This window comes from Halosubterraneus shenae, assembly GCF_050510935.1.
Taxonomy (GTDB): domain Archaea; phylum Halobacteriota; class Halobacteria; order Halobacteriales; family Haloferacaceae; genus JBDGPU01.
The window spans coordinates 278,809-291,806 of sequence record NZ_JBNLVO010000005.1; the positions used below are offsets into that span (position 1 = coordinate 278,809).

13 protein-coding genes are annotated in these 12,998 nt (G+C 67.9%); 7 read left to right on the forward strand and 6 right to left on the reverse strand.

Going from position 1 to position 12,998, the window contains the following annotated elements:
- Positions 1–179 precede the first annotated feature (179 nt).
- Positions 180–503, reverse strand: a complete 324-nt coding sequence (locus tag ACQE3M_RS12920; RefSeq protein WP_430506037.1) for a hypothetical protein — start codon at positions 501–503, stop codon at positions 180–182.
- An 85-nt stretch (positions 504–588) separates the two neighbouring features.
- The gene (locus tag ACQE3M_RS12925) at positions 589–1,005 is read right to left on the reverse strand and encodes a hypothetical protein (RefSeq protein WP_430506038.1); all 417 of its coding nucleotides are present in this window, start codon (positions 1,003–1,005) and stop codon (positions 589–591) included.
- A 118-nt stretch (positions 1,006–1,123) separates the two neighbouring features.
- On the opposite strand from ACQE3M_RS12925, the gene ACQE3M_RS12930 reads away from it, so the two are divergent.
- Both ACQE3M_RS12930 and ACQE3M_RS12935 read left to right on the forward strand, forming a co-directional pair.
- The gene (locus tag ACQE3M_RS12930) at positions 1,124–1,798 is read left to right on the forward strand and encodes a mechanosensitive ion channel domain-containing protein (protein WP_430506039.1); all 675 of its coding nucleotides are present in this window, start codon (positions 1,124–1,126) and stop codon (positions 1,796–1,798) included.
- 131 nt (positions 1,799–1,929) lie between these two features.
- On the forward strand, positions 1,930–2,688 hold the full coding sequence (locus ACQE3M_RS12935) for a DUF2797 domain-containing protein (RefSeq protein ID WP_430506144.1): 759 nt from the start codon (positions 1,930–1,932) through the stop codon (positions 2,686–2,688).
- 320 nt (positions 2,689–3,008) lie between these two features.
- On the opposite strand, the gene ACQE3M_RS12940 is transcribed toward ACQE3M_RS12935, so the two are convergent.
- The 3 genes from ACQE3M_RS12940 to ACQE3M_RS12950 all read right to left on the reverse strand — a co-directional run bounded on the left by ACQE3M_RS12940 (position 3,009) and on the right by ACQE3M_RS12950 (position 4,690).
- On the reverse strand, positions 3,009–3,626 hold the full coding sequence (locus tag ACQE3M_RS12940) for a flavin reductase family protein (RefSeq protein ID WP_430506040.1): 618 nt from the start codon (positions 3,624–3,626) through the stop codon (positions 3,009–3,011).
- Positions 3,626–4,126, reverse strand: a complete 501-nt coding sequence (locus ACQE3M_RS12945; protein WP_430506041.1) for a VOC family protein — start codon at positions 4,124–4,126, stop codon at positions 3,626–3,628. Before ACQE3M_RS12945 ends, ACQE3M_RS12940 begins: the two co-directional genes overlap by 1 nt.
- A 114-nt stretch (positions 4,127–4,240) precedes the next feature.
- Positions 4,241–4,690, reverse strand: coding sequence for a DoxX family protein (locus ACQE3M_RS12950; protein WP_430506042.1), 450 nt, complete (start codon positions 4,688–4,690; stop codon positions 4,241–4,243).
- Positions 4,691–4,759: 69 nt separating this feature from the next.
- On the opposite strand from ACQE3M_RS12950, the gene ACQE3M_RS12955 reads away from it, so the two are divergent.
- From ACQE3M_RS12955 to ACQE3M_RS12965, 3 genes are all read left to right on the forward strand, one after another.
- Positions 4,760–5,113, forward strand: a complete 354-nt coding sequence (locus tag ACQE3M_RS12955) for a winged helix-turn-helix transcriptional regulator (protein ID WP_430506043.1) — start codon at positions 4,760–4,762, stop codon at positions 5,111–5,113.
- Between the two features lie 389 nt (positions 5,114–5,502).
- Positions 5,503–7,083: a COG1361 S-layer family protein gene (locus ACQE3M_RS12960; RefSeq protein WP_430506044.1), complete on the forward strand. Its 1,581-nt coding sequence runs from the start codon at positions 5,503–5,505 to the stop codon at positions 7,081–7,083.
- Complete coding sequence (locus tag ACQE3M_RS12965; RefSeq protein WP_430506045.1) at positions 7,080–9,596, forward strand: efflux RND transporter permease subunit; 2,517 nt, start codon at positions 7,080–7,082, stop codon at positions 9,594–9,596. The genes ACQE3M_RS12960 and ACQE3M_RS12965 overlap by 4 nt, the downstream gene beginning before the upstream one ends.
- A 69-nt stretch (positions 9,597–9,665) precedes the next feature.
- Here the strand turns inward: ACQE3M_RS12965 and ACQE3M_RS12970 are convergent, their stop codons facing one another.
- Entirely contained in the window at positions 9,666–9,980 is a 315-nt protein-coding gene (locus ACQE3M_RS12970) for an acylphosphatase (protein WP_430506046.1), read from the reverse strand.
- A 114-nt stretch (positions 9,981–10,094) separates the two neighbouring features.
- Here ACQE3M_RS12970 and ACQE3M_RS12975 point away from each other — a divergent pair, with 114 nt between their 5' ends.
- Positions 10,095–11,624, forward strand: coding sequence for a phosphohexomutase domain-containing protein (locus tag ACQE3M_RS12975; protein ID WP_430506047.1), 1,530 nt, complete (start codon positions 10,095–10,097; stop codon positions 11,622–11,624).
- A gap of 153 nt (positions 11,625–11,777) precedes the next feature.
- On the forward strand, positions 11,778–12,908 hold the full coding sequence (locus ACQE3M_RS12980; RefSeq protein ID WP_430506048.1) for a BMP family lipoprotein: 1,131 nt from the start codon (positions 11,778–11,780) through the stop codon (positions 12,906–12,908).
- The last annotated feature ends 90 nt before the right edge of the window (positions 12,909–12,998 follow it).

Sequence of the window (12,998 nt, forward strand, 5' to 3'; positions counted from 1 at the left end):
GTGGGAGCGGTGAGGCGACGTCCTGTAAATTATTCTCTCCCGAGATACAATAAATTTAATGTCAGGGTATTGGAGTCGTCGTACGACGAAACCGCCTCGCCGAAGACATCCGGAGTTGCAGAAGAGTCACGAAGGCGAAACCATCATCAAGAACCGAGAAGGCGGGTCTCGCTCCGGAATCAGAACGGAAGCAGCCCGCGGACGCGTTCCACGAACGTCGTTCCGCGGCGTCGGCGTTGCTCGAATACGGGGTATAGCTCGTCCAGCAGCTCCGTCTCCGATTCGAACTCCGAGGAGGGGACGCGATCCAGCGCCTCGGAGAGGTCGAGGGTGTGGCCGGCCGCGTCGTACGGGATCTCCGTCGCGTGCAAGGCGACGAGCAGTTCCTCGTCCGTCGCGGGGAACTCGACGTCCGCCTCGTCGATACGAGCGTCGAGCGCGGCGATACCGAACTCGATAGCCTCCGGCTCGTCTGCATCTCCGCTCGGGGGCCTGACAGCCATTACGCGTCGATTTGGTCGCTCCCTTCAAAAATCCACGGCGTTCGCCCCGGGGAGAGGCCACGAGGCGCCCCCACGGGAGCCGAACTCACTCCGGGACCGTCTCCTCGGGCGGGGCCGCGTCGACGATAGCGAGGTCGATCCGGGTGCCTGCGCGGTCGTAGGCGACGACGTCCGACGGCTCCCACGGCGGGATCGCAACGAGGACGACGCCGGCCAGGTCGTCGGTCTTTGTCAACTCGGGTGAGCCGTCGGGGTGGGAGACGAATCGCGCTCGGCCGCGGCCCGCGGGCGTCCCGAGGTCGACCCCGAACACCGCGTTGACCGAGCCGCCGACGTCCGGGAGGGTAAAGTGCGTCAGGACGGGCGTTTCGGGGTCCAGATCGAGGGGCGATTCGAACTCACCGGCCGGCGTTGCGGTGAGCTGGATGCTGACCGTCGACGGCTCGCGCTCCGAGGCGTGGTCGAGCAGGACCGTCAACAGGTCGCGAGTGACGTGAACCACGGCCGGAGTACGGGCCGCGAACGTAAACCTCCTCCGCGCGGTCCGGTGGCGGCTGGTGGTCACACAGGGCTACTTTCACGAAAGGCTACTTGTGTCGGGCGCGTGAGAAGCCACTGTAATGAGTGGTTACACGCTCCAGGCCGAGGGGACTATCCTCCAGCGGGTCGTCTCCGAGTTCGTCGGGGGGATCGTCGCCGCGTTACCGAAACTGATCTACGGGATCGTCTTCCTGACGATCGCCTACCTGGCGATCAGTCTCCTCACCACGGTGTTACGGTCGACGCTGAGCCGCATCTACTCGAAAGAGGAGAAGCTCATCGTCGACCTCGCGGTGGCGGTGGCGACGCTGTTTCTGTGGTTCGCCGCGGCGCTGGTGTTGCTGAAGATCGTCGGGATGGAGGGCGTCGCCGCGAGTCTCGGCACCGCGACCGGCTTCATCGCGCTGGGCGTCGCTCTCGCGCTGAAGGAGATGCTCTCCGACACCGTCGCCGGCGTCTACCTCCTGCAGGACCCCGACTTCAACGAGGGCGACTTCGTGACGACCGCGTCGACGACCGGCACGGTCGTCGGCATCGACCTCCGGAAGACCCGTATCCGGACCGAGGACGGCGATCTCGTCGTCGTGGCCAATCGGGACGTGGAGAAGCGGTGGACGCAGGAAGCACCCGAGGAACCCGAAACCAAGGACGCCGAAGCCGAGGACGCCGAAGCCGAGGACGCCGAAGCCGAGGACGCTGACGCCGCTGACGACGAGGCGCCTGCCGGCGACGAAGAGAGCGAGAGCGAAGAGTAGCCGCGTCGACTGCGGCCTCGTTGCCGGCAGGCGGCTGCCGCATCGCTGCAAGGGACACGCCTTTGTCCGCCCGTCGCCTACCCCGACTCGTGCAGATCGTGGGGTACGACACGGGCGACGCCGGCCTGCTCGTGAGCGACAGCGACGCCGCGGGAGAGGACGAGCGCGACAGCGGCGGGAACGGCGACGGCGGCGTCGAGTACGTCGACCTGACGCCGGGCACCGACCTCGCCTACACGCTCGGGGAACGCCACTGCGCCGGGACCATTCACGAGGGCGGCCACGTCGCCTGCGACGCCCCGGCGGCCCCGTACTGTGACGCCCACGACAGCGTCTGGGTCTGTGCGCGATGCACCGGCGATTGTCTCAAAGACGAGATGGACTGCTACGACGACCACGCCATCTACCTCGCCGCCTTCGCGCCCAACCGCTTCAAGGTCGGCGTCACGCGCAAGTGGCGGCTCGAAACGCGGCTCCGGGAGCAGGGGGCGGACCGCGGGGCGCACATCAGGACCGTCGAGAACGGGCGGGTCGCCCGACAGATCGAGGCCGAGCTCGCGACCGCCGACGACCTCGTCGACCGCGTGCGCGTGGGCACCAAACGAGAGAGCCTCGTCGCCGCCGTCGACGAAGCGGGCTGGGAGTCGCTGCTCGACCGGTTCGACCCCATCGAGACCTTCGACTTCGACCACGGACTCGACCTTTCGAGCCGGCCAGTCGCCGAGACGATGGCGACGGGCACCGTCGTCGGCACGAAGGGGCGACTCCTGGTACTCGAGCGCGGCGGCTCAACGTACGCGGTCGACGTCCGCGACCTGGTCGGCTACGAGCTCGAGGACGGAACCGCCGAGCGCGACCTGCAGTCGAGTCTCGGCGCGTTTGGCGACTGAGTGGCCGCTCTGCGTGTGGTTCGGAGAGAAGATGAGGAGGGTATCGGGCTGTGCGTCGGTCGAGAGCCGAATTCAGTCGTCCGACGCGTTCGTGTCCCGGCCTCGTCCCCAGACGGCGTCCGCCGAGGTGTCGTTCGGTGCAGTGTGCGAGACGTCTTTCATGGTGTCCGCGTCGTCGTCAGCCATTGTGATACGTGTTCACGTGGATTAGCGTATAAACGCTTTGTAGAAGGCTCTCAGTACACTATATAGCATATTAGGTTCCTAATATAAATGGTGCGGCGGGAGTTCGCGACCTTTCGGGATCGCAGCGAGCGACGCTACGGGGGCCGCTCGATATCGAACCGCTCGCTCACGTCGGCGTAGCTGTTGCCGGCGAGACGCCCGACGGCGTCGAGCTTCTCCGTGTCGAGCTTGCCGTCCGTAGTAACGGCGTCGTCGACGTGTGCGTAGACGACCTCGCCGAGGACCATCGTCGACCCGCCGACCTCGGTGGCTTCGTAGAGCTCGCACTCGAAGCTCACCTGCGCTTCCGCGACGCGCGGCGCGTCCACGCGGTCGGCGTCGACCGGCGTGACGCCGGCCCGCTCAAACTCCGAGTCGCCCGGCGGCAGCGTCGCCGCGGACTCGTTCATCGCCTCCACGAGGTCGCGCGTGACGACGTTGACCGCGAAGGCCTCCGTCTCCACCGCGTTCGCGAGGGTGTCCTTCGGCGCCGTCGGCGTCGCGACCGGCGCGAACATCAGGACGGGGGGCTGGACGGCGACGACGTTGAAGAAGCTGTACGGCGCGAGGTTCTCCCCGGACGGGCCACGGGAGGACACCCACGCAATCGGGCGCGGCACGACGGATCCGGACAGGAGCCGGTATGGGGACCCGAACTCGTCGGGCTCCCCGCCACGGACCTGCCGGTCGTCGTCAGTCGCCTGCTCCGTCATCAGTCGTCGGCCCCGTCGGCGCCCGACTCCTCGTCGGCGAACGGGTCGATCTCCTCGCTGCCCGGCGCCTCCTCGTCGACGGTGAAGCCCGGGCCCTCGGTCGCGATCTCGAAGACGAGCCCGTCGGGGTCGCTGAAGTAGATGCTCTTGAAGTAGGTCCGGTCTTTCACCTGCGAGACGCGGACGCCCTGGTCGGCGAGGTACTCGCGCCACTCCTCAAGGGTCGCCTCGTCCTCGACGCCGATGGCAAAGTGGTGGCTCGCGCCCGGGCCGGGGGCGCCGCGGGAGTCCGGGTACTCGAAGTAGGTGACGTTCGTCCCGGGCTCGCCCTCCGGCGTGGGCGAGAAGTAGTAGTGCTTCGTCCCGGGGTCGTCGTAGTTCTGGGTGCGCTTGACCGTGTGCCAGTCGAGCACGTCCTCGTAGAACTCGACGGTCTCGTCCATGTCGGTACAGATGTTCGTCACGTGGTGCAGGCCGGTGGTGGGTGGTGAGTCAGTCATTATGAATGGATCGTCGTGGTGGTAGTTATGTGTGGGGCCTCGCTGGCTGTCCGTCCGCGACAGCGACGGCGTCAGCGACAACGTCGGCCGCGGCGGCAGCAGTTCGGAACCGGCTTAGAGGAGGCCGACGCCGACGGCGTACGGCCACTCGGCGCCGCTCACGGCGAGCAGGCCGAGCGCAGCAGCGGAGAGCGTGACGTTCTTCAGGAACTGCGTCATCTCGGTCTGCTGGTCCTCCTCGGGCGCGTTCCAGAAGTCGTGCATCTTGACCGCGGACACGAGCAGGAACGTCGCCAGGGCGCCGGCGGAAAGCGTCGGGAGGACGCCGAGCGCGACGCCGAGGCCGCCGAAGACGAGCAGGCCACCGGAGAAGGCGACCGAGAACTTCGGCGCCGGGATGCCCTTCATCTCGGCGTAGCCGGCCATGTGGTCGAGGTTCTGGAAGTGGTTCAGACCCATGAAGGCGAGGAGTCCCCCGAACAGCAGCCGGGCGACGGCGAACAGTTCACCCGCGAGCGGGGCGTCGAACGTCTGGAGCGGAACCGCTTCGATAGCTGGTAACATCGTGTAACTGGCTGTAAGAACCGAACTGTTATATCTATTCCCGGACATAGGGGTAAGCAGGTAACATCGATGTCATCGGAACCCCTCACCCGCGACGCGTCGGAGTCCAGCGACGACAGTCCCTGTCCCGTCGTCGACTCGCTGGAGCAGATCGGCTCCAAGTGGCGCCTCGTCGTGCTCCACGAGCTGCAGGGCGGCGAGAGTCGGTTCAACGAACTGAAACGAGAGACAGACGCCAACTCCCGAACGCTCTCGCGCGTTCTCGACGACTTACAGGAGATGGGTTTCGTCGACCGCAGGCTTGAGGAGGAGTCCCCGGTCGCGACCTACTACAGCTTGACCCCGAAGGGGAGCTCGCTGTGTCCCGTCTTCGACGAGATCGAGGACTGGGCCGACAGCTGGCTCGCCGAGTGTTCCGAATAGACAGGGGTTCTAACTTTCCTCAATTTCCTGCCGAACGTGATGATGAATCTGCCGGAAAAACAGTAGCGCCGCGATTGGTCCAGCGAGGGCGAGTCCAATTGAGCCCAGCGCAAATTCGAGGATCGCGCCCACGACCATTGCCTGGATACATACTATAAGTGTTCTTAAATACCACTTGGTGTATCCGTGAAACCAGGTCCGTTGCGTTTCGGACATTGTTTATTACCCCTGGTAGATTGTATGAATATAGTATCATCGGTCGAACACCATAGTTGGCCCATTTCCGCTGCACTAACGCCTCACCGTTCTACTCGCTGCGAAACGTACTCTCCGTTCCTGTAGGTTCGGGATATCTTATAAGGGAACCGTCCGTGGAACGGTGTATCCAGATGCGACGGCGCTTCCTCATCGCGTTCGGCGTCCTGTTGCTGCTCGTCTCCGCCGCGCCGGCCCTGGCGGCCGTCCGTGGCGAGCCCAACCTCTCCGTCACGGTCGCGGACGACGCGCTCACTCCGGGCGCGGAGTCGACCGTCACGTTCGACGTCACCAACCGCGGCGAGCTCGACTATACCCGGAACCCCTCGCTCGACGAGAAGGTGCTGACTGCTCGCGGCGTGACGGTCTCGGTTACGGGGGCCGACGACGCGCTCGACGTGCGCACGGACACGCTCGCGCTCGGGTCGATACGGGACGGGAGCCTCGCGAGAGCCCCGGTCGACGTCTTCGTAGGCGAGGACGTCGAGCCCGGCGACTACGAGGTCGAACTCACGATCGAGTACGACTACATCACCCAGTACATCCCGTCGGAGGGCGTCGTCCAGGAGCGCAGCGAGGAGTTCACCGTGACCGAGACGGTGAGCGTCGAGCCGGAGCCGCGCTTCGAGGTCACCGACGTCGAGAGCGGCGCGAACGTCGGCGACAGCGGCCCGGTCACCTTCAACGTCACCAACACCGGCGAGGAGCCCGTCTCGAACGCCCGGCTCACGCTCACCTCCGAGAACCCGAGCGTCACCTTCGCGGGTACAGCCACCGTCCGCGAGCAGATCGGCACGCTCGCACCGGGCCAGACCCGCACCATCACCGTCGACGCCGACGTCGCGGCGGGCGCGGAACGGCGCAACTACAGCCTCTCCGCGCGCCTCGACTACGACGACGTCGACGGCGCGTCCGCGCGCTCGGAGGAGCTGACCTTCGGCTTCGTCCCGGCGGCCGAACAGGAGTTCGCCGTCACCGACGTCGAGAGCACGCTCCGCGTCGGCGAGGACGGCACGATCCGCGGGGTCTTCCACAACACGGGCGAGGCGACCGCCCGCAACGTCGTGTTGCGACTCGAGACCGACAACCCGAACGTGAACGTGCAGGAGCCGGAGGTCGCGCTCGGCGACGTCGCGGCCGGCGAGCGGGTCGAGTTCTCGTTCGACGCCGACGTGAGCTCGAGCGCGACGGCCGGCGACCGACAGTTCACGCTCCGGGCGACCTACCGAAACAGCGACGGGGACAAGCGCCGGAGCGACGACCTCGACGCGCTAGTGAGCATCGGCGAGGAGCGCGAGGAGTTCGCCGTGAGCGGCGTCGACGTCACGTTCGAGCAGGGCGCCAGCGACACGCTGGAGGTCCAGATCACGAACAACCTCGAGGACCCGGTTTCCAACGTGGAGGCGAAGCTGTTCACCGACGCCCCCCTCTCCAGCTCGGACGACGAGGCCTTCGTCACCCAGCTCGGCGCGGGCGAATCGACGACGGTCGTGTTCGGCCTGAGCGTCGGTGGGGGCGCGATCCCGAAGACGTACCCCGCACAGGTCGACTTCCGCTACGAGACGGCGTCGGGTGACACCCGGATCTCCGACACGTACTCCGTCCCGGTTCAGGTCGAGGAGACGGAGTCCAACGGGCCCCCGCTCCCGCTGGTCGGCGGGGCGGCGCTGGTGGTCCTCCTGGCCGGCGGTGGCCTGCTGTACTGGCGCCAATGAGCGACCGCGACGCCGACGGAACCCGCCTCCACGAGCGCGCCGTCGACCGCGTTGAGTCGCTGATCGTCGACCGACCCAAAACGGTCATCGTCGCCTTCCTGCTCGTGACGATGCTGTTCGGGACGGGGCTCGGCTCCGTCACGACCTCGGCGGGGACCCAGCAGTTCGCGGAGGACCTCCCCTCGAACCGGGCGCTGGAGGATATCCAGACGGAGTTCAGCCCGACCTTCGGCGAGGACGTCGGCAGCACCCAGCTGATCCAGCGGAGCAACAACGTCCTCTCGCGAGGGTCGATGCTCGCGATGTTGCGGACCCAGCACCGCATGGAGCAGCGGGAGGGCATGCGGGTCGAGGGCGTCAACAGCGCCGCCGCGGTCGTCGCCCGGACGATCGATCCGTCGGCGACGACGACGGAAGCGCAGATCCGGACGCTGGAGGACGCGACGGACTCGGAGGTCCGCGCGGCGGTCCGCGAGAACGCCGACAATCCGGCCTTCACGGGCACCGTCAGCAACGACTTCAACCGCGAGAGCGCCGCCGCGACCGCGGCGATCGGGGTCGTCCGCCACGAGGTCCCGGGCGGGCTCGGGAGCGGCGCCGGACAGGGCGGCTCCAGTCCCCTTACCGCCATCCAGCTCGAGGCCCAGCGGATCGCGAGCACGTCGAACGGGGACATCACCGTCTTCGGCAGCGGGATCATCGCTCAGGAGTTCTCGACGGTCATCACGGACTCGCTGCTGGTGGTCGTCCCCTTCTCCGTGCTGTTCATCGTCTTCTTCCTCGTCGCCGCGTACCGCGAGCTGTTCGACCTGCTGCTCGGGACGGTGACGCTGCTCCTGAGCGTCGTCTGGACCTTCGGGTTCCTCGGGTTGCTGGGGATCCCCTTCAGCCAGATCATGATCACCGTGCCACCGCTGTTGCTCGCGGTGGGGATCGACTTCGGGATCCACTCCGTCAACCGCTACCGCGAGGAGCGGGTGGAGGGGTACGGCATCGACGACGCGATGACGCGGGCCTCCGACCAGCTGCTGGTCGCGTTCCTCGTCGTCACCGGCACGACGGTCATCGGCTTCCTCGCGAACCTGACGAGCGACCTCCAGCCGATCCGGGAGTTCGGCGTCGTCGCTGCCGGCGGGATCCTCTTCACCTTCCTGCTGTTCGGGATCTTCCTCCCCGCCTGCAAGGTCGTCCTCGACCGCAACCGCCACCGCATCTCCGTCCCGACGGGCAGCCAGCAGCCACTCGGGACGGGCGACTCGAAGCTCGGCGCGGTCCTCTCCGGCGGCGTCGTCATCGCCCGGAAAGCGCCCGTTATCTTCCTGATCGTCGCGCTCCTGTTCACGATGGGCGCCGGCGCGTACGCGACGGGCGTCGACACGAGCTTCTCCCAGGAGGACTTCCTGCCGCCGGAGGAGACGCCGGCGTACTACGAGCACCTCCCGGACGTCATCGAGCCGAGCGAGTACACGGTCGTCAGCCAGTTGAACTTCCTCGAGTCGAAGTTCACGGCGACGCAGGGGGGGTCGGCGACGATATACCTCGAGCGGCGCATGACGGACCCGACGGTCCTCGAGGAGATCCACCGCGCCGGCGACGACCCGCCGTCGTCGTTCGTCAGAGACGGTCACCGGGCCGAGAGCACGAGCATCGTGACGGTCATCCAGGACCGCGCCGATCGGGACCCCGAGTTCCGCCGGCTCGTCCAGCGCAACGACCGGAACGGGAACGGGATCCCCGACGAGAACCTCGGGGAGATCTACGACTACCTGCTCGATTCCTCCTCGAGCGAGCGCACGCTCCAGTACCTCGCCGAGGATCGCCGGAGCGCGCGCGTAGTTTATACCGTGTCCGCCGACGCTTCGAACGAGGAAGTGACGGAGGACAGCCGCGCGGTCGCCGACCGCTTCCGCGGCACCGCGATCGCGACCGGGGAGATCGTCGTGTTCAAAGCGGTTTCGGACGTCATCTTCGAGTCGGCCGTCCTCAGCCTGGCCGTCGCGCTCGCCGCCACGATCGTCTTCCTCGTCGCCGTCTACTGGGTGCTCGAGGGTCGGCCCTCGCTCGGCGTCGCCAACACCGTCCCCATCGCCGTCGCCGTCGGCGCCATCGCGGGATCGATGCGGCTGCTCGGCATCTCCTTCAACGCCTTCACCGCCACCATCCTCGCGCTCACTATCGGGCTGGGGATCGACTACTCCGTCCACGTCGTCCACCGCTACGTCGACGAGCGCCGCGGCACCGACGCGTACACGGCGCTCGACCGGACGGTCCGCGGAACGGGCGGCGCGCTCGCCGGGAGCATGCTCACGACGGCCTCGGGCATCGGCGTCCTCATGCTCGCCGTGCTCGACGTGCTCGGCCAGTTCGGCCTCCTCACGGCGCTCAGCATCGTCTACTCGTTCGTTGCGTCGCTGCTCGTCCTCCCCTCGGTGCTGATCGTCTGGGATCGGCTGACGGCCGGGGACCTTGAGGCCACGATGGGTGCGGAGCGCGGACGTGGGGAAGTCAACTGAGTCGGCAACGGACCGAGGTCGACGGCGACCTCGGCGCGATCGCGACGGCCTCTTAAAAATAACCCTCCCTCACCGACGGATCTCGAAGCCGTCGAGCCCCTGCGGCTCCTCGAACTCGACCTCGACGTCCTCGACGGTCGCCTGCGGGCTGCCGCTGTGACACCACTCGACGAGCGCCTCGACGGCTCCCTCCGGCCCCTCGAAGACGGCCTCGACGCGACCGTCGTCGAGATTACGCACCCAGCCGTCCACGTTGCGTCCTTCGGTGGCCTCGCGGGTGTTTGCCCGGAAGTAGACGCCCTGCACGTTTCCGGAGACGTACACGTGTGCGCGAACTCGCTCACCGGCGAACGGCGCCTCCTCGAGGTCGGGATCCTCTGCCATGTCCGGGGCGTCGGGCCGCGGCGACTTATAAGGGTCGGCGGCGCGGCCGGCTGGGCTGGGCGCATCGCCGCTCGCGACCGACGACTTCTAACGGGCGGCGGGCGAGGTGCTGATATGGACCTATTCGGCACTGCAGGCATCCGCGGCAGCGCGACGGACCGGGTGACGCCGGCCCTCGCGCTGGCGGTCGGGGGGGCCGTCGGAAGCGCCGCTCGCGAGCGTGCGGACGCGAGAGGGGGAGGAGATGGCGGTGACGACGAGGGGAACGGAAGCGACGACGAGGGCAACGGAAGCGACGACGAGGGCAACGCAACCGACAGCGTCCCCGAAGTCGTCGTCGCCCGCGACGGTCGGGTCACCGGGCCGACGCTCGCGGCCGCGATGGAATCGGGGCTCGCGTCGGCGGGCGCGAAGGTGCTCCGGGCGGGCGTGCTTCCGACGCCGGCCCTGGCGTACGCCTCACAGGGGCGCCACGGCGTGATGATCACGGCCTCGCACAACCCGCCCCACGACAACGGGATCAAGCTGTTCCACGACGGCACCGAGTTCGAGCGCGAGCTGGAGGAGCTCGTCGAGCGGCGCGTCGCCGCCGAGCCGGAACCGGCGGCGTGGGACGAGTGGACCGAGTCCGCCACCATCGACGTGCTGGAGCAGTACCGCGAGGCGGTGGCCGAGTACGCGCGGGACTACGGCGCCCCGCTCGAGGGCCTGCGGATCGCCGTCGACTGCGGCAACGGCATGGCGAGCGTCGCGACGCCGCAAGTCCTCCGGAAACTCGGTGCGGAGGTCGTCACGCTCAACGCGAACGTCGACGGCCACTTCCCCGGTCGCGGGAGCAAGCCGACCCCGGAGACGCTCACGGACCTCCGTGAGTTCGTCGCCGACGCGAACGAGCGCGCGGAGACGGACTCGCCGGGGCGCGGCGGCGACGAGGGCTTCGCGTTCGGGATCGGCCACGACGGCGACGCCGACCGGATCGTCGTCGTCGACGCCGACGGCGAGATCGTCCACGAGGACACGGTCCTCACCATCCTGGCCGAGCAGTACGTCCGCGCGTCCGACGCTGCGGATCCGGTCGTCGTGACGACGCCGAACGCCTCCGGCCGCATCGACGAGCGCGTGCGCGAGGCCGGTGGCCGCGTCGAGCGCGTCCGACTGGGCGCGCTCCACGAGGGCATCGCCGCGGTCGAGGAGGGAGAAGCGGGCGACGCTACTGACGACGGAACCGCCGGCAGGGTCGCGTTCGCCGCCGAGCCGTGGAAGCACGTCCACACCGCGTTCGGCGGCTGGATCGACGGTGTCTGCTCGGCCGCCGTCGTCGCCCGGCTCGTCGCCGCGGAGGGGCTCGACGGGCTCCGCGCGCCCGTCACCGAGCGCCCGTACCGGAAGGTGAGCGTCGACTGCCCGGACGACCGGAAGGCGGCCGCGATGGCCGAACTCGAAACGGCGCTCCCGGCGGCGTTCCCCGAGGCCGAGGTCTCGACGGAACACGGCGTCCGCCTGGAGTTCCCGGACGCCTCGTGGCTCCTCGTGCGTCCCTCCGGGACGGAGCCGTACATTCGACTCTACGCCGAGAGCGACGACGTCGACGCGCTGATCGAGGACGCCCGCGAGGTCATCGCGGACGCCGTCGCCGAGGCGTAAGCCGGACTGTCGTCGCGCCGTCGTCTCCTTGTCCGCCAGCCGGCTCGTGTTCACTGTATCGATCCGACAAACCCGCGAGAGACACCCTCACACACGCGATTTCGACGAGAAGCCAACGGACTTATGGGGGTTTCGACCACCTCTGCAGACGTGATGGGATCCGATTTCGAACGACGCAAGTTCATCAAGGCGGCAAGTGCAGCAGGGCTCGTCGGCGTGGCGGGCTGTACCGGCGGCCCGCAGGGCGAGGAGGGCACGGGAACTGAAACCAGCGAGGAGGACACCGAGGGAGCCGAAGGCGGCGCGACCGCGGAGGCTTCGGCCTCCGTCAACGTCGGCATGGTGTACGCGCTCGGCGGGCTCGGCGACAACTCCTTCAACGACTCCGCCCACCGCGGCATCGAGAACGCCGCGGAGGAGTTCGACATCTCCTTCGACGAGTCCCAGCCGTCCAGCGCGAGCGACTTCCAGCAGTTCCAGCAGCGCTACGCACGCTCCGAGGACCCCGAGTACGACCTGGTGAACTGCATCGGGTACGCCCAGCACGACTCGCTGGCGAAGACGGCGCCGGACTACCCCGACCAGCAGTTCACGATCGTCGACAGCGTCGTCGACGAACCCAACGTCGCGAGCTACACGTTCAAGGAGGAGGAGGGCTCGTTCCTCGTCGGCGCGCTCGCCGGCCTCATGACGACGCGCTCGTTCAGCGCCGGCGAGGGGTCAACGCAGGGCGACTCCACGAACGTCGGCTTCGTCGGCGGCGCGGACGCCCCGCTCATCCGCAAGTTCCAGGCCGGCTACGAGGCCGGCGTCAAGCACGTCACCGACGACGTGGACGTGATCACGAGCTTCGTCGGCAGCTTCTCCGACCCGTCCGGCGGGAAGGAGGCGGCACTCTCGATGTACCAGAGCGGCGCGGACATCGTCTACCACGCCGCCGGCGCGACGGGCGCCGGCGTCTTCCAGGCGGCCCAGAGCGAGGGCCGCTTCGCCATCGGCGTCGACTCCGACCAGTCGATCACCCAGCCGGAGTTCGCGGACGTCATCCTGGCCTCGATGGTCAAGCGCGTCGACTCCGCCGTGTACAAGACGACCCAGAACGTCGTCGAGGGCAACCACCAGGGCGGCTCCAGCGTCTCGCTGGGCCTCGAGCAGGACGGCGTCGCCTGCGTCTACGGCGACACGCTCGGCGCGGAGATCCCGGCCGAAGTGAAGACGGAGATCGACGCCAGCGCCAAGGCGATCATCGAGGGCGAAATCGACGTGCCGACGACGCCGCAGTAAGCCGGAGCTACGCTTCCCCTCGGTCGGATCGGTCGTTATAACCGGACCCGTGGACTGGGAGTTCTTTTATAAGCGTACGCCCTCTTGCTG

What these genes read in the sequence shown, in the direction of transcription:
- ACQE3M_RS12920 (WP_430506037.1), bottom strand. Translation starts at nt 503, where the DNA reads ATGGCTGTCAGGCCCCCGAGCGGAGATGCAGACGAGCCGGAGGCTATC.
- ACQE3M_RS12930 (WP_430506039.1), top strand. Translation starts at nt 1,124, where the DNA reads ATGAGTGGTTACACGCTCCAGGCCGAGGGGACTATCCTCCAGCGGGTC.
- ACQE3M_RS12940 (WP_430506040.1), bottom strand. Translation starts at nt 3,626, where the DNA reads ATGACGGAGCAGGCGACTGACGACGACCGGCAGGTCCGTGGCGGGGAG.
- ACQE3M_RS12945 (WP_430506041.1), bottom strand. Translation starts at nt 4,126, where the DNA reads ATGACTGACTCACCACCCACCACCGGCCTGCACCACGTGACGAACATC.
- ACQE3M_RS12950 (WP_430506042.1), bottom strand. Translation starts at nt 4,690, where the DNA reads ATGTTACCAGCTATCGAAGCGGTTCCGCTCCAGACGTTCGACGCCCCG.
- ACQE3M_RS12955 (WP_430506043.1), top strand. Translation starts at nt 4,760, where the DNA reads ATGTCATCGGAACCCCTCACCCGCGACGCGTCGGAGTCCAGCGACGAC.
- ACQE3M_RS12960 (WP_430506044.1), top strand. Translation starts at nt 5,503, where the DNA reads ATGCGACGGCGCTTCCTCATCGCGTTCGGCGTCCTGTTGCTGCTCGTC.
- ACQE3M_RS12965 (WP_430506045.1), top strand. Translation starts at nt 7,080, where the DNA reads ATGAGCGACCGCGACGCCGACGGAACCCGCCTCCACGAGCGCGCCGTC.
- ACQE3M_RS12970 (WP_430506046.1), bottom strand. Translation starts at nt 9,980, where the DNA reads ATGGCAGAGGATCCCGACCTCGAGGAGGCGCCGTTCGCCGGTGAGCGA.
- ACQE3M_RS12975 (WP_430506047.1), top strand. Translation starts at nt 10,095, where the DNA reads ATGGACCTATTCGGCACTGCAGGCATCCGCGGCAGCGCGACGGACCGG.
- ACQE3M_RS12980 (WP_430506048.1), top strand. Translation starts at nt 11,778, where the DNA reads ATGGGATCCGATTTCGAACGACGCAAGTTCATCAAGGCGGCAAGTGCA.